The sequence below is a fragment of the Alcaligenes aquatilis genome, from assembly GCF_003076515.1.
GTDB lineage: Bacteria > Pseudomonadota > Gammaproteobacteria > Burkholderiales > Burkholderiaceae_B > Alcaligenes > Alcaligenes aquatilis.
In genome coordinates this window covers 2,954,342-2,975,421 of the sequence record NZ_CP022390.1, presented here as the reverse complement: position 1 = coordinate 2,975,421, position 21,080 = coordinate 2,954,342, and the positions used below count along the sequence as shown (strand labels likewise).

Annotated in this window: 18 protein-coding genes; 8 read left to right on the top strand and 10 right to left on the bottom strand. The window is 56.4% G+C overall.

Features of this window, described 5'->3' with window-relative positions; translation table 11 throughout:
• Positions 1-382: 382 nt before the first annotated feature.
• From CA948_RS13615 to CA948_RS13590, 6 genes are all read right to left on the bottom strand, one after another.
• Positions 383-841 (bottom strand): HIT family protein, encoded by a 459-nt coding sequence (locus CA948_RS13615; protein WP_108728296.1) that lies wholly within the window; start codon positions 839-841, stop codon positions 383-385.
• On the bottom strand, positions 838-1,638 hold the full coding sequence (trpC, locus tag CA948_RS13610) for an indole-3-glycerol phosphate synthase TrpC (RefSeq protein ID WP_042488673.1): 801 nt from the start codon (positions 1,636-1,638) through the stop codon (positions 838-840). The genes CA948_RS13615 and trpC overlap by 4 nt, the downstream gene beginning before the upstream one ends.
• The gene (trpD, locus tag CA948_RS13605) at positions 1,635-2,669 is read right to left on the bottom strand and encodes an anthranilate phosphoribosyltransferase (protein WP_108728295.1); all 1,035 of its coding nucleotides are present in this window, start codon (positions 2,667-2,669) and stop codon (positions 1,635-1,637) included. The genes trpC and trpD overlap by 4 nt, the downstream gene beginning before the upstream one ends.
• A 3-nt stretch (positions 2,670-2,672) precedes the next feature.
• Positions 2,673-3,236, bottom strand: coding sequence for an anthranilate synthase component II (locus CA948_RS13600; RefSeq protein ID WP_108728294.1), 564 nt, complete (start codon positions 3,234-3,236; stop codon positions 2,673-2,675).
• A gap of 37 nt (positions 3,237-3,273) precedes the next feature.
• Positions 3,274-4,794 (bottom strand): anthranilate synthase component I, encoded by a 1,521-nt coding sequence (trpE, locus tag CA948_RS13595; RefSeq protein WP_108728293.1) that lies wholly within the window; start codon positions 4,792-4,794, stop codon positions 3,274-3,276.
• A gap of 216 nt (positions 4,795-5,010) precedes the next feature.
• Positions 5,011-5,691: a phosphoglycolate phosphatase gene (locus tag CA948_RS13590; RefSeq protein ID WP_230018843.1), complete on the bottom strand. Its 681-nt coding sequence runs from the start codon at positions 5,689-5,691 to the stop codon at positions 5,011-5,013.
• 210 nt (positions 5,692-5,901) lie between these two features.
• On the opposite strand from CA948_RS13590, the gene CA948_RS13585 reads away from it, so the two are divergent.
• Positions 5,902-7,704 (top strand): GGDEF domain-containing protein, encoded by a 1,803-nt coding sequence (locus CA948_RS13585; RefSeq protein WP_094195353.1) that lies wholly within the window; start codon positions 5,902-5,904, stop codon positions 7,702-7,704.
• A 55-nt stretch (positions 7,705-7,759) separates the two neighbouring features.
• On the opposite strand, the gene rpe is transcribed toward CA948_RS13585, so the two are convergent.
• Positions 7,760-8,455 carry a ribulose-phosphate 3-epimerase gene (gene rpe / locus CA948_RS13580; protein WP_094195354.1) on the bottom strand — a complete coding sequence of 232 codons (696 nt, stop codon included), beginning with the start codon at positions 8,453-8,455 and terminating at the stop codon, positions 7,760-7,762.
• 117 nt (positions 8,456-8,572) lie between these two features.
• On the opposite strand from rpe, the gene apaG reads away from it, so the two are divergent.
• From apaG to CA948_RS13545, 7 genes are all read left to right on the top strand, one after another.
• Positions 8,573-8,947 (top strand): Co2+/Mg2+ efflux protein ApaG, encoded by a 375-nt coding sequence (gene apaG, locus CA948_RS13575; RefSeq protein ID WP_094195355.1) that lies wholly within the window; start codon positions 8,573-8,575, stop codon positions 8,945-8,947.
• A gap of 15 nt (positions 8,948-8,962) precedes the next feature.
• Positions 8,963-10,258 (top strand): murein transglycosylase A, encoded by a 1,296-nt coding sequence (mltA, locus tag CA948_RS13570; RefSeq protein WP_108728291.1) that lies wholly within the window; start codon positions 8,963-8,965, stop codon positions 10,256-10,258.
• Positions 10,255-11,448, top strand: coding sequence for an FAD-dependent monooxygenase (locus tag CA948_RS13565; protein WP_108728290.1), 1,194 nt, complete (start codon positions 10,255-10,257; stop codon positions 11,446-11,448). The genes mltA and CA948_RS13565 overlap by 4 nt, the downstream gene beginning before the upstream one ends.
• Before the next feature lie 39 nt (positions 11,449-11,487).
• Positions 11,488-12,219, top strand: coding sequence for a DsbC family protein (locus CA948_RS13560; RefSeq protein WP_108728289.1), 732 nt, complete (start codon positions 11,488-11,490; stop codon positions 12,217-12,219).
• A 312-nt stretch (positions 12,220-12,531) separates the two neighbouring features.
• Positions 12,532-14,148, top strand: a complete 1,617-nt coding sequence (locus tag CA948_RS13555) for an EAL domain-containing protein (RefSeq protein ID WP_108728288.1) — start codon at positions 12,532-12,534, stop codon at positions 14,146-14,148.
• Positions 14,149-14,326: 178 nt separating this feature from the next.
• On the top strand, positions 14,327-15,859 hold the full coding sequence (locus CA948_RS13550; protein WP_238988596.1) for a methyl-accepting chemotaxis protein: 1,533 nt from the start codon (positions 14,327-14,329) through the stop codon (positions 15,857-15,859).
• A 109-nt stretch (positions 15,860-15,968) separates the two neighbouring features.
• Entirely contained in the window at positions 15,969-17,546 is a 1,578-nt protein-coding gene (locus CA948_RS13545; RefSeq protein WP_108728286.1) for an alpha/beta hydrolase, read from the top strand.
• A gap of 853 nt (positions 17,547-18,399) precedes the next feature.
• Here CA948_RS13545 and CA948_RS13540 read toward each other — a convergent pair.
• Genes CA948_RS13540 through CA948_RS13530 form a run of 3 tightly spaced genes read right to left on the bottom strand, consistent with a single transcriptional unit; the run spans position 18,400 to position 21,054 of the window.
• Positions 18,400-19,182, bottom strand: a complete 783-nt coding sequence (locus CA948_RS13540) for a 2,3-dihydro-2,3-dihydroxybenzoate dehydrogenase (protein WP_108728285.1) — start codon at positions 19,180-19,182, stop codon at positions 18,400-18,402.
• Positions 19,183-19,195: 13 nt separating this feature from the next.
• Positions 19,196-19,834, bottom strand: coding sequence for an isochorismatase family protein (locus CA948_RS13535; protein ID WP_108728284.1), 639 nt, complete (start codon positions 19,832-19,834; stop codon positions 19,196-19,198).
• 14 nt (positions 19,835-19,848) lie between these two features.
• The gene (locus tag CA948_RS13530) at positions 19,849-21,054 is read right to left on the bottom strand and encodes an isochorismate synthase (RefSeq protein ID WP_108728283.1); all 1,206 of its coding nucleotides are present in this window, start codon (positions 21,052-21,054) and stop codon (positions 19,849-19,851) included.
• Positions 21,055-21,080: the final 26 nt, after the last annotated feature.

Genomic DNA, 21,080 nt, shown 5'->3' with positions numbered 1-21,080 from the left:
TTGGTGGGGCCAGACGATTGTCGCCTAGGCTTGATCTAGGTTAATTCTGTGCTTGAAGTGACAAGAGCAGCGATCTTGTCGGAAGGAGGTTGCAGGACGCGGCTTGCCCGTATCGTTCTGATGTGGAGGGTGTGTGACGGCGAGAAGGCCGGGCTCTCAAGCGCAAAGAGGTGGCTATGACCATGCCAAGCAAGCAGTTTATGTGGTTTGCGAGTAAGTAGCGCAAGAGCAGGCTTGCTCTTGTCGGTGCAATAACGCGTCAGTGCGCCTTATGGATGGGCGGCGTGCTTGCCAGTTATTGTGCGCCGTCTCTTTTTTTGGGGAGGCACAAAAATACCCGCTGCCTTTTCATAGGCCAGCGGGTACTTCTTGAATAGCGGGTTTAGTGCTTGAATCGTGCTTTTAGCGCAGTACACAGTGCCTGCTGATACTGGCTGACTTGCTCAAGCAGGCGTTCTTCGTGGGAAGCCCAGCCTTGTTTTTGTTCTTCTGTGCGTGCGGGGGCGGGCGACCAGGCCGAGTCCGGAAAGAAAGGGTCGTCCGTCCAGCGTGGGATGATGTGCCAGTGCAGATGCGGCACCTGATTCCCGAATTGGGCCAGATTGATCTTGGTGACTCCCAACTGCTCGCGTTGTGTCTGTTCAACTACATAGACCGCCGCCATAAGGTGCTGCCGCTGCGCGTCAGACAGATCTGTCATTTCAGCCACGTGATCTTGCCAGATCACCCGTGTATAGCCGGGAAACGGGCTGTCTGAGACAGCCAGCACCTGCAGCCCTGCACCCGACCATAACAATTGATCGGGTTTCAAGGCGCACAGAGGGCAAGCGGTGGAGCTCATGCAGGTTGACCGAAGAACAGGTTTTGCAGGGCGACGCCCGGATCAGGTTCACGCATGAAAGCTTCACCCACTAGGAAGGCTTGCACCTGGTTTTCACGCATCAGGGCCACGTCTTCAATAGTGTGGATACCGCTTTCGGTCACAACGCGTTTTTCGCTAGGAATGAAGGGCAGCAGGTCCAGGGTATTCTGAGTGCTGGTTTCAAAGGTGCGCAGATTACGGTTATTGATACCCAGCAGGCTGGTTTTCATTTGCAAGGCAATATCCAGCTCGGCGCGGTCATGCACTTCAACCAGTACGTCCATGCCCAGTTCGTGGGCCATTTCTTCGTATTCCATCAGTTGATCCTGCTCCAGCGCGGCGACGATCAGCAAGATGCAGTCGGCACCCATGGCGCGGGCATGGATGATCTGGTAGGGGTCAATAATGAAATCTTTGCGCAGTACGGGCAGCGCGCATACCGCGCGGGCCTGACGCAGGTGGTCGTAAGAACCCTGGAAATATTGAATATCGGTCAGCACCGACAGGCAGGCCGCGCCGTGGGCGGCGTAGCTGGAAGCAATTTCCGTGGGGTTGAAGTCGGCACGGATCACACCCTTGGACGGGGAGGCCTTTTTGACTTCCGCAATAATGGCAGGCTTGCCTTGAGCAATTTTGTCTTCAATGGCGCTGGCAAAGCCGCGCAGGTCGTTCCGGTTCTTCGCTTCGCGCAGCAGATCGGACTCGCTACGCAGTTGGCGGGCGGTGACGACTTCAGCTCTTTTGGTGTCGAGGATCTTGGCCAGAATGTCGTTCATGGATGTAAATTCCTTGTATAGGCACGGAATTGTTCGAGTTTTTCGCGTGCGGCACCGTTGGCAATGGCCTCAAAAGCCATGCGCAGGCCTTGTTCAATGGAGTCAGCGTGGTTGGCGGCATAGATGGCCAAACCAGCGTTGAGGCCCACGATATCACGAGCCGTCCCCTCTTGGTTATTGAGGGCTTCCATAATCATGACGGCGGATTCCTCTTTGCTGGAGACGCGAATGCTGCGGTTGGAGGTCATCGCCATACCAAAGTCTTCGGGGTGAATTTCGTATTCACTCACCTGGCCGTCTTTCAGTTCGCCTACCAGGGTGGCCGCACCCAGAGAGGCTTCATCCATGCCGTCCTTGCCGTGTACGATCAATACGTGTTTGGCGCCCAGGCGTTGCATGACGCGGACCTGAATCCCCACCAGGTCGGGGTGAAAGACGCCCATCAGCTGGTTGGTTGCTCCGGCCGGGTTGGTCAGGGGGCCCAGAATATTGAAAATGGTGCGCACGCCCAGTTCTTTGCGCACGGCGGCCACGTTTTTCATGGCTCCGTGGTGAGCAGGGGCAAACATAAAGCCGATATTGGTGTCGGCAATACTTTGCGCCACTTGCTCGGGCGAGAAAGTCAGGTTCACCCCCAGGGCTTCCAGCACGTCTGCACTGCCGGACGAGGAAGACGCACTGCGGTTGCCGTGCTTGGCTACTTTCACCCCTACGGAGGCAGCCACAAACATGGAAGCCGTGGAGATGTTGAAGGTATTGGAGCCGTCGCCACCTGTCCCGCACATATCCAGCAGTTCGTCCGGGTTCGGTGTAATGACGGGGGTGGCAAATTCGCGCATCACCTGGGCGGCGGCAGAAATCTCACCGACGCTTTCTTTTTTTACGCGCAGGCCCATCAGCAAGGCAGCCGAGATCTGGGGCGACATTTCGCCGCGCATCAGCATGCGCATCAAATGCAGCATTTCGTCGTGGAAGATTTCCCGGTGTTCGATACAGCGCACCAGTGCTTCGGTAGGAGTGATGGTGTTCATGATTTAAAGGTCCAGAAAGTTCTTCAGTAAGGCGTGGCCATGCTCGCTGAGCACCGATTCGGGGTGAAACTGCACGCCATAAATAGGCAATTCACGGTGACGTATGCCCATGATTTCGCCGTCTTCGGTTTGCGCGGTGACTTCCAGGCAATCGGGCAGGCTGTTGCGCTCGATGGCCAGGGAGTGGTAGCGGGTGACGTTAAAGGGCGAGGGCAAGTTGCCAAATACGTCCGTGCCATGGTGGGTAATCGGGGAGACTTTCCCATGCATGATTTGCTGCGCACGAATAATGCGGGCACCAAAAGCATGCCCGATTGCTTGGTGACCCAGGCAGACGCCCAGAATCGGTAGCTTGCCGGCAAAGTGCTGGATCAGTGCAACCGACAGGCCCGCATCCGCAGGGGATTTGGGGCCGGGCGAGACGCACAGATGGCTGGGATTCAGGGCTTCAATTTCTTCAAGAGTGACTTGGTCGTTGCGTCGTACCACTACCTCCTGACCCAGTTCTCCAAAATACTGGACCAGGTTGTAGGTAAACGAGTCATAGTTATCGAGCATGAACAGCATGGGAATACTCCGGCAAGAAAGGGGGGCAGTCAGGCGATTAAATAGGTTCGTCCAGACCGAATTGCACTTGTTCGGCCGCGCGGATAACCGCACGTGCCTTGGCCTCGGTCTCTTGCCATTCTTTTTCGGGATCGGAGTCGGCTACAACACCGGCAGCGGCTTGCACATAGAGCATGCCGTCCTTGATGACGCCGGTGCGGATCGCAATAGCCAGATCCATCTCGCCTGAGTAGCTCAAGTAGCCGGCCGCACCACCGTATACACCACGGCGTACGGGCTCCAGTTCATCAATCACTTCCATGGCACGCACCTTGGGGGCACCGGTCAGGGTGCCAGCGGGAAAGGAGGCACGCAGTACATCCATTTGGCTCATGCCGTCTTGCAGTTCACCGCAGACGTTGGAGACCAGGTGCTGCACGTGCGAGTAACGTTCGATCGCCATGGTGTCCGTTACTTGAACCGTGCCGGTTTTGGCGATGCGGCCAATATCGTTACGGGCCAGATCGATCAGCATCAGGTGTTCAGCGCGCTCTTTGGGATCGGACTTGAGCTCGGCGGCCAGCGCGGCATCGGCTTCAGGTGTGGCTCCGCGCTTGCGGGTGCCGGCCAGAGGACGAATCGTGACGCGCTCATGGTTGCGACCATCCTGGCGGTGTTCTTCCTGACGCACCAGGATTTCTGGCGATGCGCCCACAACCTGGAAGTCGTCGAAGTTCCAGAAGTACATGTAGGGCGATGGGTTCAGCGAACGCAGGGCGCGATACAGGGACAGGGGCGAGTCGCGGAAAGGCTTGGTGATGACCTGGCCGATCTGCACTTGCATCAGATCCCCTGCCGCAATGTAGTCCTTGGCGCGGGCGACAGCCTTCAGGTAATCCTCTTTGTTGAAGTCGCGCTCGCATTCGGTTTGCATGCTGGCGTAGGCGTAAGGGATCACCACGGGTGAGCGCAGCTTTTCACGCAGCTCTTTCAGACGGCGCTTGGCCAGTACGTAGGCTTCGGGCTGGGCCGGGTCCGCGTAGACCAGCAGGTAAGTGCGGCCAGCCAGATTATCCACAATCACCAGCTCGTCCACTTGCAGCAACATGATGTCCGGCACGCCTTCTTCCTGATCGGCAGGGAAGGGTTTATGGTTCGGGCCCAGAGACGGTTCGATGTGGCGCACGGTGTCGTAGCCGAAGTAACCGGCCAGGCCACCTGCAAAGCGGGGCAGGCCAGGGCGCAGGGCGACTTTGAAACGAGCCTGAAATTGCTCGATAAATTCCAGTGGATCGCCTTCGGCTGTTTCGACAACCTTGCCATCGTGCAGCACTTGGGTATGGCGGCCATAGCTGCGGATCACGGTACGGGCGGGCAAGCCAATAAAGGAATAGCGACCGAATTGCTCGCCGCCCACAACCGATTCCATCAGGCAACTGTAACGCCCCCCTTCAGGGCCGTTGTGCGCCAGTTTCAGATAAATCGACAGGGGCGTATCCAGGTCGGCGTAGGTTTCCGCAATCAGGGGAATGCGGTTAAAGCCTTCTGCTGCTAGGGCATTGAATTCTATTTCTGTCATTGGGATCTCGAGGGTCAGTGGGTACGACGAGCCGGACAGAAACAAAAAAAAGCCCGGTCGTTGTGATTACCGGGCTTATTTTCCTGGAGGCGGTCCGCTGTGTACTACTTTGCAGGGACGCCAGACTTCAAGGTTATATCTACCCGATACACGAACGCCACCAGCGCCAATAAGCGCCGTAGATTGTGGATGCGTGAGTGCGAGTAGACATGAATTTTATGACGTAAATATGGGGTTGCTTTTGTTGCGCAGCCAAATGGCGGCGTCGGCAATAGAGGCAACTATACCATCGGAATCCAGGGTTTGCACATCCTTGCCTTCGTTATAGCCGTAGGGCACCAACAGTACGGGGATATGCGCTGCGCGTGCTGCCTGGGCATCATTCATGGAGTCCCCAATGACCAAAGCTTGTTCAGCAGCGAGTTTCATTTGCTCGCAGGCGTATAGAAAAGGCATGGGATCGGGCTTTTTGCGCGGGCAGGTATCGCCGCCCACAATCAGCTCGAAATAGGGACTTAAGCCAGTTTGTTCCAGCAAGGGGCGCGCAAATTGTTCAGGCTTGTTGGTGACGACAGCCAGACGCAACTCCTGGCTTTTAAAGTCGTTCAATCCTTCTAGTACACCGGGATACAGGCGGCTGTGTTGGCCATTACACAATTGGTAATGGTAATAAAATGATTCCAATGCCTGGGTGTAGTGGGCGGGGGGATTTGGCAGGTCTGTCAAGGCGCGCCGGACCAGATTTTCCGAGCCTTTACCCACGAAAGTGGCGATACGCTCCTCGGGGAGCGCAGGCAAACCCAGGTCAATGCGCATGGCATTACATGCCGAGGCCAAATCAGGAATGGTGTCCAGAAGGGTGCCATCCAAATCAAACAGTACAGAGCAAATATTCATCTTTTTGTAGCGAGCTTGTGACAAAATATTGTCAAATTCCTGTTAAGGTCGAGCAGAAATAGTTTCCGGAAAATCGAGTTTTCATTTCGTTTGATTCATCATGTTAAAGCTCCTTACTGCGCGCGGGCTTATCAATTTAGTGAGCAAACCGTATTTTGGTACAAGATTGGCTTTCGATGGTCTGTTCAGAAAGGCCCTAGGAGCGGAAGAATGATGTTCGAGACATTTCATCAGATTCTCTTAGAAAAACAAGTTACGCCCGTGTTTCAGCCTATTGTAGATCTGCAGTCTGGCTTGATTCTGGGTTACGAGGGTTTGATTCGAGGTCCGAAGGACACCAGTTTTTATTCGCCCCTAGCCTTGTTTGACGCTGCCCGACAGTGCGGGCGCTTATGGGATCTGGAAGAGCTATGTTGCCATACTTTGGTCAATAGCTTTAACCAGCAGGGTTTGGCCGGCAAACTGTTTCTGAATTCCAGTCCGGATGTCGTGATGGGGCTGTTGCCCTCGGCCCGCATTGAACCGCGTACAGGCATGCCACAACTCGATGGTATTGATTGGAGCCGCGTGGTGGTCGAGCTGACCGAGTCCGAGCGCACCGACAGCTACGATTATTTGAATCAGGCAATTGAGCTATATCGAAAAGAAGGCCTGCAGTTTGCGATTGATGATCTGGGCGAAGGTTATGCCTCGCTGCGTTTGTGGTCCGAGTTGCGGCCCGAATACGTCAAAATCGACAAATATTTTGTGCGCGATATTGATACCGATGTGCTCAAGCAGCAGTTGGTGCGCTCCATTTGCGATATTGCCAATCACGCGCACTCTATTGTGATTGCCGAAGGAATTGAAACTGGGGCGGAATTGCGCACCTTGCGTTATTTGGGTGTGACCTGCGGCCAAGGTTATTTGCTGTGTCGGCCCCAACCCAACCCTCCCCCTCAATTGGAACCGGCCCAGGCTGCTTTGTTTGGCCCTTCCACCGTGCGGGCCCAGCGCCAAGTGCAGGGCCGGGATTCGATGAGTGTGCGGCGTTTGCTGCGTGCGGCGCCGGCTGTTCCGGACCACACTCCGACCAATCGCGTTTATGAACTCTTTCAAAGCCGCCCTGATTTGAGTGCGGTGGCTTTGTTGCGGGGCGACAGGCCAACGGGGATTTTGCGTCGTAGTCAGCTTTACGACCAATTGGCACGTCCTTATCACCGCGAACTGTATGGTAATAAGCCATGCTCCTTGTTTATTGAAACGCCGCCATTGATTGTGGACTGCGATACCAGTCTGCTGGAGCTGGGCACCTTGATGACGCAGGGCGAGGGCGAGGCCCTGAGTGATGGGTTCATCATCACCGGTGCGGATGAATATTTGGGCCTGGGCTCCAGTGTGGAGCTCATGCGTGAAATTACGCAGATTCAGATTATGACGGCCCGCTATGCCAATCCATTGACGCAATTGCCGGGCAATGTGCCCATTGATGAGCATATAGAGGGTTTGTTGCGTAATCGACAGAGCTTTGCCGTATGTTACGCGGACCTGGACCATTTCAAACCCTATAACGACTTATACGGCTATCGCAAAGGAGATGAGTTACTGCGTTCCATGGCAGAGCTCTTTACTCGATATGCCGTTGCGCGCATGGACTTTGTGGGTCATGTGGGGGGAGATGATTTTATTTTGGTGTTTACCAGCCCGGATTGGGCTGAGCGCTGCCAAGGTATTTTGGACGAGCTGGAAAAAGAGCTGGAGTCCTTGTATCGAATGGAGCACCGGCAAGCAGGCGGTTATTTGGCTGAGAACCGCCAGGGTGTGCTGGTGTTTCACCCGCTTGTGAGCCTGTCTTTAGGTGTCGTTACTGTTGAAGAGCCCGAATTGTATTCGGGCTCTTTAATTGCGGAGCTGGCCAGTTCAGCCAAGGCGCAGGCCAAACGGGTGCAGGGTAATGCCTTGTTTGTGGAGCGCCGTCGGCCAGACAATACGATGCAGCAAGGCTGCTACAACCGCAGTACGATGCTGCAGTAGATAAGGTGGCTGGGATTTGCAGCGGCCCTGCCTGTTGGCGGGCCGGGCATTGCACTTAAGCTTGCTCTGCCAAAGCGATTTGAGCACGCATGTCGCGGATGACCTGAGCGTAGTCGGGCTGGCCAAAAATAGCGGAACCGGCCACAAAGGTGTCAGCACCGGCAGCACGAATGGCCCCGATATTGTCCACTTTCACACCGCCGTCGATTTGCAGCAGGATGGGTTGGCCACCTTCTGCCGTCCAGGCATCAATGCGGGCGCGGGCCTGGCGCAGCTTGTCCATGGCGCTGGGGATGAAAGCCTGGCCACCAAAGCCAGGGTTAACGGACATCAGCAAGACCAGATCCAACTTGTCCATCAAATGATCCATCCAGTTCAGCGGGGTGGCCGGGTTGAACACCAGGCCGGCCTTACAGCCGTGGTCACGGATCAGCGATAACGTGCGATCCACGTGGCGCGAGGCTTCGGGGTGAAAACTGATGTAGTCGGCACCCGCCTTGGCAAATTCAGGGATAAGTGCGTCTACGGGTTCTACCATCAGGTGTACGTCGATGGGAGCGGTGGTGTGGGGGCGCAGCGCAGCACAGACCATGGGACCGAAAGTCAGGTTGGGTACAAAGTGGTTGTCCATGATGTCGCAATGAACCCAGTCGGCTCCGGCGGCAATGACATTGCGGACTTCTTCTCCCAGACGGGCGAAGTCAGCCGATAAAATACTGGGAGCGATACGTGTGGTGCTGGCTTGGGACATAATAGGTGCCGTAAAGATTAGACATCACGAAAATCGTGGCCATATGTCATCATTATAGTTTCAAGCGGGGGGCTGTGCAGCGCCCCGTATTTGTACAGCCGTAACCTGGAATCCATCATGAAGCCTGACGATATTGAGGTGCAAATCACGCCCCAGTACCTGCCTGAGCAATCCGAGCCCGAGAGTAACCAATACGTGTTTGCCTATACCGTACGGATTACCAACAATGGACAGCAGACGGCCCAGATTATCAGTCGTCACTGGATCATTACGGACGACAATCAGCAGGTTCAGGAAGTGCGTGGCCTGGGTGTTGTGGGACAACAGCCGGTGCTCGCTCCCGGCGAGACCTTCGAGTACACCAGTGGCTGTCCCTTAAATACACCGTTTGGCACCATGCGTGGCAGCTATCAATGTGTAGGTGAAAATGGTGTGCCCTTTGAGGTCCTCATCCAGGAGTTCATCCTTTCCTCCCCCCGTACCTTGCACTAAGGGCCAAATCCAGCCATGAAGTTAATTTATTGCGTGCCAGCCGTACTGCTGGCATTAAGCGCCTGTTCAACCACGCCTGTGGATCAGGGCTCTTCGTCAACGGCTCCGGGCACCGCAGACAGTGGTCCTGATATCGCCTTGCAGCCTTTGCAGGTGCCGTCCTTGTCGGCTTTGCCGGAAACCCCGGCGCGGGCGCTGGCGGGGCGCTATCAGGCCGTGAACTGGTCAACCTTGCCAGGCTGGCAGGCCGATTCGCTGGATCATGTCTGGAAAGGCTTTATCAATAACTGCAAGGGTTTGATGCGTCCGGTCAGTGGATCATTGGCTATGCCTGCTCGTGCCAACCCTCGTGCCTGGCAGCCTGTCTGCCAAGCTGCGGCGGCTGCGGGCCTGAACGCTGACACCAAAGATACGGCGGCTGTACGCAATTTTCTACAGCAACAGTTGCAGCCCTGGCGCTTGTTGACAGGCGATGGCAAGGTGGCTCAAAACACCGTCACAGGCTATTACGAGCCTTTGCTCCAGGCTTCCCGTACTCGCAGCGCTGGCTATCAGTGGCCGCTGTTCGCTGCGCCGGATGATTTGTTGACGATTGATCTGGGCAGTTTATATCCCGAGCTGGCTGGCAAGCGTATTCGTGGCAAGCAAGTGGGCAAACGCGTTGTGCCGTACGATACGCGCGAACAGATCATGGCCCAGTCGGAGCGCCAGCCGCCCGTGATTGTGTACGCGAAAGACCCGGTAGAAGGTTTTTTCTTGCAGATTCAAGGTTCGGGCCGTGCCGTACTGCCTGATGGCAGTGCCGTACGCCTGGCCTATGCCGATCATAACGGACGCCCTTACGCTTCCGTAGGCCAATGGCTGGCCAAGCAGGGCGAGATGCCTTTGGCCCAGACCTCCATGCAAAACATCAAAGCCTGGGCCAAGCGCAATCCGCACCGTGTTCAGGAAATGATGAATGTAAATACGGCCATGGTTTTCTTTCGTGAAGAGGCCATTGTGGACCCGGAACTGGGGCCTAAAGGCGCTTATGGCATTCCTTTGATTGGCCTGCGCTCCGTTGCTATTGACCCCACTTATGTACCCTTGGGTACGCCGGTGTATCTGGCCACTTCGCAACCTGCAACTAAGCAGCCTTTGCAGCGGCTGGTCTTTGCCCAGGACACGGGTGCGGCCATCAAGGGGCCTGCACGTACCGACTTGTACTGGGGTACGGGCGATCAGGCGGGTGCACAGGCCGGACGCATGAAGCAGCAGGGGCAAATGTGGCTGCTGTGGCCACGTCAGGCAGGAGAACCGAGCGCGCGATGAATAAAGAACGGATTGTGGTGTGTGGTGGGGCCTTGGCCGGTATGGCCAGCGCCCTGGGTTTACGCAAGGCCGGGTTTGATGTCAGCATCTTGTCCCCCGCCTACAAGCCTATGGAGCTGGCGGGCGGGCAGTATCACCCCCGTGTCTATGCTGTCTCGGTGGCCAGTCAGCGTTTTTTGGCGCAACTGGGTGTCTGGAACTTGATGTCAGCCCAGCGCATTTCGCCGGTGCAGGCCATGGAAGTGCATGGTGATGGCGGTGCTTGTCTGAATTTGCATGCCTGGCAGGATGCGCAGGACTATTTGGCCTGGATTGTTGAGTCCGGTCAGATGGAGCAGGCGTTGTATCAGGCACTGCAAGTATTTGGAGTGCCCTGGATTGAAGACCGCTTCGAGCGTTTGGAAGGCAATACCATTGTGACTGCCGGGCAAAAACGCATCACTGCGGACTTGTTTGTAGGTGCGGATGGGGCTCGATCGGGACTGCGTACTGCAGCCGGAATTGAGCACCACGGACGTGAATATGGCGATGCCGGTTTGGTGGCCCACTTCAATGTAGAGCGGCCACATCAGCAAGTTGCCTTGCAGTGGTTTACCGGCGATTCGATTCTTGCCCTGTTGCCTATGCCGGATGTGGATGGCAAGCCGCAAGTCTCCATGGTCTGGTCTGTGCCGCAAGCGCAGGCCGACAAAGTGTTGGCCATGCCCTCAGAGGAGCAGGCGCAATATCTGCAAAACAGCTTGTTCTCCTTATCGAATGGCCGTTTGGGGCAGTTAAGCTTGCGTAGCCCGGTACACGGTTTCCCTTTGACCTTTGAGCGTAGTGGCCTGGTGTCGCCCGGCGTGGCCTTGGTCGGTGATGCGGCGCATCGCGTGCATCCTTTGGCCGGTCAGGGATTGAATCTGGGTCTGGGCGATATCGAAGCTCTGATCAAGGTGTTGTCCGAGCGCGGCCCGCATTATTCGGTAGGTGATATGCGTGTGCTCAATCGCTACAAGCGCGCTCGCGCTGAACCGATTGCGGCCATGCGCGCTGCCACCGATGGTCTGTACCGTCTGTTTGCGGCACCGGGGGCTCCGATCTCCATGTTGCGTAATGCTGGTATGCAAGTGGTGGACCGCCTGCCTTGGGTCAAACGCCGCCTGATTGCTCATGCGGCTGGAATCAAACCAGGCGCTCTCCTGTTCTAAGGCCGCTAGAGCCTTGTTGATTAGCAAAGGAAGTACGTCATGATGTTGCACCTTCGTTCTGTCTTGGCCCTGGCCCTGTTGTCGCTGTGTGGCCTGGCTCAGGCAGCCGGCCCTGCCAAAATAGACACGCGTTTCGAGGCTACTCGCCAAGCGTTTGAGGCGGTTTTTCCGGGCGTGACGGTGGATGGTATTCGTGCCACACCGTTTCCCAATCTGCTGGAAGTGGAGGTAGGCGGAACCTTGCTTTATACCGATCCGCAGGCCAATTTTGTGATGCAGGGTTCTTTGCTGGATAGTAAAAATCGAATTGACTTGACCGAGCGACGCATGCAGGAGCTCAGCCGTGTTTCACTGAATGACTTACCGCTGGATAAAGCCATTAAGCTGGTGAAAGGCGATGGGAGTCGCCAAATGGTGGTTTTTGAAGATCCCAATTGTGGTTATTGCAAACGTCTGCATACCACTTTGCAGGAGATCGACAATATTACGGTTTATAGCCTGATGTTCCCCATCCTGGGCCCCGATAGCCGCCGTAAAGCCGAGGATATCTGGTGTGCACAGAACCCGGCTAAAACTCTGAGCGACTGGATGGGGGGTGGAGCTCGGCCCGAGAAAGCCTCGTGTGAACATCCCTTGGATCAAATACTGGCCGCTGGGCAGAAACTGCGCATCCAAGGTACACCGGCTATTTATTTTGCTGATGGCAGTCGTGTGGATGGCTGGTTACCTGTTGACCAGCTGCAGTCCCGTCTGCAGGCCGCTGTCCAATAACTATTCCAGCCAGTCTTGAGCTAGAGCAACCCGCTTTCGAGCGGGTTTTTTATACCCGTGTGTTATGAAAACTATAATTATTTGTGAGATGGGTATTTTAAGAAATCAGTGTTGGAAAATAATCCCGATCTGGTTCATAGGGTAAGGCTGGCGTTATTTTGAAGACAAAAAATTTCAAAAGCCACATTTGACCATTCTTTACTTTGTGCTCTGTATTCTAGAAGTGATAATTCCAACTATTGATAAAAAATAGTATTGTCGGCCTGCACTTGGATCATCGCAGCGCTGGCAATAATTAAATAGTAGGCGCTTATGGAACATGCACGCTGCGTGTTGATTGTTTTGGAAGAAGGCGAGGGCTTGCACTACTGGCTGGAGCAACTGCGGGTTTTCGGTACCAAAACAAGCGTTGTCAGCTCCTTGGAGCAGGTCGCCGAGGCACGCCTGAGCCAGGCTGATCTGCTGTTGTTCCCCGTTGAGGCGGGCTACGTGCCGTTGATGGTGGCCAAATTGCGCAATGACTTTGGCTCTTTGGGTATTGTGGCCGTTCAGTCCGGCCTGTCTGCCAGTGCGCGAGTACAGTTGTTGCTGACGGGGGCGGATGCCTGTCTGGCACTGGATGTGCAAGTTCCCGAGTTGATGGCCTGGTGCCATGCCGTGCGCCGCCGTAATGTTTATGCTGCCGTGAGTGCCTCCCAGGCGATGCAAGAGGTTCAGGAACATAGCGGGCAGCAGGAGTGGATCCTGCGTGATAAGGGCTGGACCCTGGTAGCTCCTAATGGTGTGGGCCTGGAGCTGACGCATAGCGAGCGTCAATTAATGGATGCATTTATACGGCATGCGGATGCCCGTTTCAGCCGTGAAGACCTGATGCGTGACAAGGGTCTGGCTGCTAGCGACAGCCGTGCCGTGGATTCTTTGATCAGCCGTTTGCGCCGCAAGGCCAGCCAGGCGGGTGTGGCTTTGCCGATCAAGTCGGTGCATGGTTGGGGTTATACCTTTACGGGTAAATTAATCGCCCAGCAAGAGCTGCAAGACACCGAAATTATGGAGTTTTACACTCCGCGCATCGAGCAGGAAGCGTCCCAGCCTACGCCGCTGGAACTGTTGCACGCGCTGGAAACGTTGGATGTGCTCGATCCTCAGGTTAGTGAAGCGCTGTCTTTTTCTTATCAGTTGCGTGTGGCCACGAGTACTGGCCAGTACAGTGGCGTGGATGCCCAGGTGTTCTGGACAGCGCCCACCGGTCTGCGCCTGTCCTCGGATCTGGTGCTGCGTCATATGCTGGACTCGATTCACCGCCAGGCCTTGTGTGAATGGATGCTGCGCACTTTGATGGCCGATGTGCGTCGCTGGTGGCAAGACTATTCGCTGCGCGCCAGCCATATTGGCCTGAAACTGCCTATCGATATGGTGCTTCCTATCTATAAGCGCATGCCGGCTATGTTGCGTCAGTTTGAGTTACAGCCTTGCTGCGTGGAGCTGGATTTGTTCAGCGACCAGGAGCTGGAAGAAACGCCGGAACTGATCCAGGCCTTGCAGTTCCTGAAAGAGCAGGACATTCAGGTCTGGCTGACCAGCACTGACATTGAAAACCATAAGCTTAGCCGCTTGCGGGGCTGGCCGATTAGTGGCGTCAAGCTGGAAGCTGAGGTCATTCAGCGCGCCTGCCGTGAGTCCACCTTCAAGGCTTTGCTGGAAACCGGGTGCCATTTGCTGAGCGAACAGGGTTTTGAGCTGGTCATTAAAGGCGTCGATAACCTAGAGCAGCGTGATCTGGCGCTGAGTCTGGAGTTGGGCCATTACCAGGGTCGCCTGACCTCGGAGTTAATGTCTGAAGACGGTTTCTTGCTGACTTTAGCCAGCAGTGAGCCCTCTTTTGGTCAAGGTCACGATGCTTCCCGACGTTTGAGCGGTAGTGTTTTGTAAGCCGCCTTAGTATCAATTATCTCCATATGTAACTTTAGTTAAGTATTTTAAGCCCGAGGCCGTTACCCAGCTTGTTCGATGGGGCCTCCTGGCAGGCCGACCGTTTTGACACGGTCGGTTTTTGCATACCTGGGACCTGTCTTTTCAGTGCTGCTCGGGGAATATGATGCGTTTGGGTTTGAGACAGAAATTGTGGTTGCCATTGATCTTGTGTTTGATGGCTTTGGCGGCGGTTTTTACGTTTGTGAACTACCAGCTCTATCAGGCACAGATGCAAGAGCGAAAAAGCAGTTTGCAGCATATCGTCAATATTGCCGTGAGCATTACGCAGGACTACCAGCAACTGGTCAGCAAAGGCATACTCAGCAAGGAAGAGGCGCAAAAACAGGCGCTGCAACGCATTGGCAGTATTCGCTTTGGACAGGAAGGTTATGTGTCGGTTTTATCGACTGACGTTGTGTCCATCATGAACCCCACCCGACCGGATCTCGATGGCCAGGACGTCAGTGCCGTGGTCGATAGCAATGGGGTACACCCCTTTGCCGAGATGAGCCGTATTGCCCGCAATGGCGGCGAAGGATTTCTGGAGTATCACTGGCCCAAACTCACTGACAAAAGCAATGCGCCCAAACTGGCCTATGGCAAAGGGGTGGCCCAGTGGGACTGGGTGCTGACCTCGGGCGTGTATATCGATAACATCAAGGACAGTTTTCTAAGCCGCCTGTTCAGTTCCTCGGTGGTGTTTTTGTTGATTATTGTGCTGGTGTCGGCAGTGACGGTGTTTCTGGCGCGCCAGATTTTGGCCGAGTTGGGTGCCGAACCCACCGTTTTACATGGCGCTGCCCAAGCAATTGCCGATGGTGATTTGCGGGTTACCCATTCCCTGCGTTCGATTCCGGACAATAGCGTGATGGCGTCCATCGAGCAGATGCGTTTGAAGCTAAATGACGTCATGCGCACCTTGCAGCACAGCAGCGGAGTGATTGCGGACGATACCTCGCAACTGTCCGCTGGCAATCTGGAGCTGTCCAGCCGCACCACTCAGCAGGCGGCGGCCTTGCAGGAAACGGCATCGGCCATGGAAGAGATGACCGGCACAGTGCGTATGAGCGAAGAGAACGCCATGCGTGCCGAGGAAGTCTCCAGCCAGGTGCAGAAAACCGCTCAGCATGGTGGTCAGATGGTCAGCGAGCTGGTGGACCGCATGGATGCGATTCGTGACTCCAGCGGCAAGGTGGCAGACATTACGACTGTGATTAACTCGATTGCTTTCCAGACCAATATTCTGGCTTTGAATGCGGCTGTGGAAGCGGCACGGGCCGGTGAGCAAGGTCGAGGCTTTGCGGTGGTGGCCGGTGAGGTGCGTGCCTTGGCGCAGCGCACCACGGCCTCTGCTCAGGAGATCGCTCAATTGGTGGAAGCGTCCTCCGACAGTACTCGGGAAGGGGCCAGATTGATGGGGCAGGTGGGTGAGGTGATCGATGAGATGGTCACGGGTAGTTCGCAAGTGATGACGATTGTGCATGAGATTGCCGCTTCTACCCGCGAGCAAACGATTGGTATCGAGCAGATTAACGTGGCTGTGGGGCAGCTGGATTCTGCTACTCAACAAAACGCGGAGATGGTGAACCAGGTGGCACACACCTCCAGTGAATTGCAGGACCAGGTGCAAGAGCTGGATCGTTTGATTCAGGCTTTCCGCCTGGAGTGATCAATGGCGCCATCTCGCGTCAGCCAAGGGGGGCGCTGATTATTTTTGATCGTATACTGCTTCTTGGTACTGGGATTGTCCTGCGGCAAACCGGCGTTTAGGAGGATGTATGTTGCGCGCACCTGTTGTTGCTGTATTGATGGTGGGAATGCTCGGGTCGGCTTGGGCGGCTACGCTGCCCTCGGCTCAGGGTGAGGTTCAGCCGCACGAACATCATGAACGCATACTGAGCTTGCAGCACAATGATCTGGTGCAAGGCAGTTGGCAGCACAGTGGTGATGTGATGCTGGAGCTGTTCGGCCCGGATGGCAAGGCGATTCGTCATTGGGCGGATGCCCCGGAGCGAGGTGGTCCTTTTGGTTTTATTGCCAGCACGGCGGGCGAGTATCGTTTGCGTGTGCTGGGGCAGGGCGAGTACCAGTGGCAGGTGAAATCCGTCACGGCGCCTCAAGCTCCCGTTCAGGCCGAGCCTTTGCAAGGTGATGTGATCCGTCAGTGGAGCATGCGTTTGCGGGCGGGTGAGTCGTCTCGCGGTTTCTGGGACTATGTGCAGCGTGTCGGCTCGCCTTTGGTGGAACGCTACAGCAATACGCATGATCGCGTCACGTTTGTCTGGCGCGGGGCCCAAAACGAGGTTCGTCTGCATGGTGGACCCTTCTCTTATAGTGATCGCATGCATCGTTTGGGCCAGTCCGATATCTGGTACATCACCTACGATTTGCCGCGTGATGCCCGCTTTGCCTATCGCATGGCACCGGATGTGCCTTATGTAGGCCAGAATCTGGCGCGTGAAGTGTTGCGTGCGGCCTTGCAGCGGGATCCTCACAATTTCAGGGTGTTGCCGGAGAACAGCAAGGATCTGTTTGATGGCGATTCGGTCTTGCGTCTGACGCAGGCACCGGCCCAGGTGGTGAATCTGGAGTCGCAGCAGTTGGGACAGGGGCAATGGCGTACGGAACGCTTGCCCAGTGAGGCTCTGGGTGTGGAGCGGAAGGTGCAGATTTATCAGCCTGCTGGTACTCGGGCTCAGGAAATTGATCACACCTTGATTTTGTTTGATGGCCGTGACTATCGGGATTTGGCGCGCGCGCCTGCCATGCTGGATTCCTTGATTGCGCAGGGGCGTGTGGCGCCGATGTGGTTGGTCCTGGTGGACAATCCAGGCATGGCGGAGCGTGCACGCGAGTTGCCGCCGAATGAGGCTTATATTCAGTTTCTGGAAAAGGAGCTGATGCCTTGGTTGAGTGCTCAGGGTGTGCAATCGACAGCAGATAAGGCGGCGATTGGTGGTTCCAGTTATGGTGGTTTGGCTGCCATGCATGCGGCCTGGCGATTGCCGCAGTTGTTTGGCAATGTTTTGAGCATGTCAGGCTCGTTCTGGTGGGCTCCCGCCGGTCAGGCGCGCGGGCAGTGGCTGACGCGGCAGATGGCGGACTCGCCTGCTGTGCCAGTGAAGATTTACATGAGTGCTGGGGTATTTGAGTCCTCTGGCTCCAGCCGGGATGTCAGCCTGGTGCAGGCTAATCGCCATTTGGATGATGTGCTGCGGGCGCGAGGGTATGACGTGCGTTACGTGGAAAGTGCGACGGCACATGATTTTGTGGCTTGGCGGGATGCGTTGGCGTTGGGGCTGGAGCATTTGTTTGGGATTGAGCAGGGTGAGGTTCCGGCTGAGGAGAAGAAGTAGCTGCACCTGGACTTAAGCTGTGAGGGACGGGCTACATACAGACAGGCTCAGGAGAGTGGACCGGGGGCTGTTCGGGTCGGGGCAGGCTCCGGCTGGGCTGAGCGCCTGCTGGTGCTGCGCACCAGTTTCCTTGGCCTGAGATTGCTACGGGCGGGGCCTGAACTCGCCAGGTACTTGGTCCCCCGGGCCAAGTACAAGCGCCTGGCTCAAACAGCAGGCCCCTTGCATCCCTACGCAATTTCAGGCCCGCGGCAAGCACTCTGATCCGCCCCGCCTGAGCCTGCCCCGACCCGAACAGCATGGCAGCCGTGCTCTTGAGTGGACCGGCTTTCAACAGTTGTTGGTGGGGCGTTTGGAATACTGGAGTTGCTCGATCTACTGCAGAAGATTTGACTGGGTTAGGGGATGGTGCCGTAGGGTGTTGTCAGTAATGTGGGCTAATCTGATGCTGACCTGACCTGACCTGACCTGACCTGACCTGACCTGACCTGACCTGACCTGACCTGACCTGACCTGACCTGATTTGATCCGATTTGATCCGAATTTGTTCTGACTGAGCCTGGCTTCATTTAGCCATGCTCAAGATGATTCGGTTTTCTTGTGTTTTTTTCTTGGTTTGGCTTTATGTGGTCAGTTCTTATCAGCGAGGTCACTAATGTGAGTGTACGTAGGCTTTTATCTGGGGTTTTCCGGTGGGGAGTTTAAAAGCCAGACGCGTAATGACCTTGGCGACTTCGGACTCTTTGCCCTAATTGATTCTTTTCCGATAGGGGAAAAAGTGTCAACGTAGCTCAGGACGGGGCAGGGCAATAAAAAAAGGGCGGAGAAGCCGCCCTTTTTTGCGTCTGGCTGTTTAGCCTTGGTCCAGTGTGGCACCGCCGTCTACCCGCAAGTCAGATAGGGTGATGTGGCTGGCGCGGTCCGAGAGCAGGAACAGCACGGCTTCAGCAATTTCTTCGGGAGTGGCAATTTTCTGCAGGGGGATGCCCAGACGGTAGTTCTCGCCGGAGCCTGCGATGACAGTTTCGCGCGAGCTACCTTGCGCCCACAAGGCTTGTTGCATGGGGGTGTCGGTGGAGCCGGGGGAGATGATGTTCACCCGGATACCGTGTGGGGCCAGTTCCAGGCCCAGGCAGCGGCTCAGTTGGGTGACGGCAGCTTTGGAGGCGGCATAGGCGCCCATGGCGATGCGGGGAGTGGCGGCGGAGTTAGAGCTGACGTTGACGATGGCGCCTTGTTTGCGCTCTATCATGCCTTTGGCCACGTTGCGACAGACGTTAAAGACGCCGGTGGTGTTGATGGCGAAAGTGCGGTCCCATTGCTCGTTACTCAGTTCGGTGATGCGGCCCATTTGCAGGACGCCCGCGACACAGGCCAGGCGCTGGATGGGGCCCAGTTTTTCCTGGCCTTGGGCCAGCGCTGCATCAACGGCATCGGCCTGGCTGATGTCGACCAGGTGGCAGGAAACCCGATCACTGTATTCGGATTGGCTCAGTTGGGTCAGACCTTCTACGTCCAGGTCCAGGGCGATGACGCTGGCGCCTCGCTCCAGCAGCAGTTTGGTCACAGAGGCGCCGATGCCACGGGCCGCGCCCGTGACGGCAACGCATTCACCTGCAAATTCTTGTGTGCTCATGTGTACTCTCTGTTTAGCGTTGCAGGCTGTCCTGGATTTCGGCGCAGGTCAGGCTGACGCCGCAGCGTTGCGAGACGTGGCGGATGGCCATGTGGTGTTCTTGCAGCGAGAAGTCGGCAACGCCGTCAATGGCCAGGAAGGGTTGTACGTCTTGCATGAAGGCTTCCAAGGCAGTGGTCATGCAGCCGATGTGGGCGTAAACGCCGGTGATGATCAGCTGGTCGCGGCCCAGATTGCGCAGTTGCTCACGCAGGTTGGAGCGCTGGAAGGCGCTGTAGCGCCATTTGGTCAGCATGATGTCCTGCTCGGCCGGTGTCAGCTCGGGCACGACGGCTTGCTGGGTGTGAAATTCGGTGGCGGTCAGGCCTGGACCCCAGAAATCGTTCAGCAAGGCACGGTCTTTCTCGGGCTGCTCGGTAGGCTGGGCGGTGTAGAACACGGGAATGCCCAGCGTGTGGCAGACCTCGCGCAGGGCCGCGATGCGTTCGATCAACATGGGGATCGGAGCCTGGCTCATATCGTATTTCTGCAGAAAGTAGGTCTGCATATCGTGAATGAGCAGGGCGGCACGATTGGCCTGAGGCCGCCAATTGACGCGGTTGGCTACGGGGGTTTGAGGCAGCTCGTAGCTGGGCAAGGCGTGAATCGTCATGAATCGTGTCTCCGTTAAAGAGTGATGTCTTGTGCCAGACCCAGGGAGTTGATCAGGGTCATGAGTTTATTGCCGGTTTCCTGACGCTCCAGGGCAGGGACGGAGCCGTCCACAATGCCAGCGCCAGCCGATAAGGTCAGATTTTGCCGGGTGTAGTGGCCGCAGCGGATGGCCACGGCCCATTCGCCGTTGCCTTCGTGATCGTTCCAGCCTATGGCACCCGCAAAGTAGCCACGATCAAAGACTTCGGTGGCTTCGATGGCCTGCATGGCGGGCTGGGTGGGCAAACCGCACACGGCCGGTGTGGGGTGCATGGCCAATGCCAGTTCCAGAGAGGTGACGGATGGGTCGCGCAAACGGCCACTGATACGCGTGGACAGGTGCCACAGGTTGGCGGTGCTGGTCAGGCTGGGGCCGTCGGGCACGTCCAGGCCGTCGCAGAACTGGGACAGGATGCGTACTACATCCTGGATCACGTAGGCATGTTCACGCAGGTCTTTGCTGGACGCCATCAAGGTTTCTGCGCTGGCCTGGTCGCGCTGTGGGTCGGCAAAGCGGGGGGCAGTGCCTGCCAGCGGGTTGACGGTAACCAGATCGCCCTGGCGACGCACCAGCAGCTCGGGGCTGGCTCCAAAAAATAGATCCGGGTCTTGAGTCTTGCCGCCCGGCAGGGGGAGGGCATAGGTATAGCCAGCCGGATTGCTGTGGAGCATATTGCTCAACACAGTCTGACGATCCAGGGCTTCGTTCAGCGTGATGGTCACGGTACGGGCCATCACGGTTTTGGAAATGTCCTGTTCGCGCATCGTTGCCAGGATGCGGCTGACGCTGTCTTCGTAGCCCGCACCGTTGGGCAGCAGACTTTGGCTGGCAATGCTGTTACCGGATTTGGCCAGCGGTGGTCGCTGGACCGGGCGCAGCAAGACGGGATCGCGTCGGTATTCCTTGGGCACGCGCAAATAGGCTTCGCGGGCCGGGTTAAAGGGAATCACACCCAGTAGCAGGGGGGCGTCCAGACCTTGTTGTGCGGCTTGTGACAGCAAGGTCTGGGCATCTGCCAGCAATTGTCCTTGGGCATTATGGGTATGCCGCTCCAGTGCCGTGCCGTGTGCCATCAAACTGACGGTGGGAGAGGCAAATACGCTGCTGTCGGCCCGGTAATGCCTTAACCATTCTTCAATGGTGGCGGGGCGGACTTGGTCGGCTATACGGCTGTTCATAGGAGTCCTTTTTAAGGGCAAGGGTT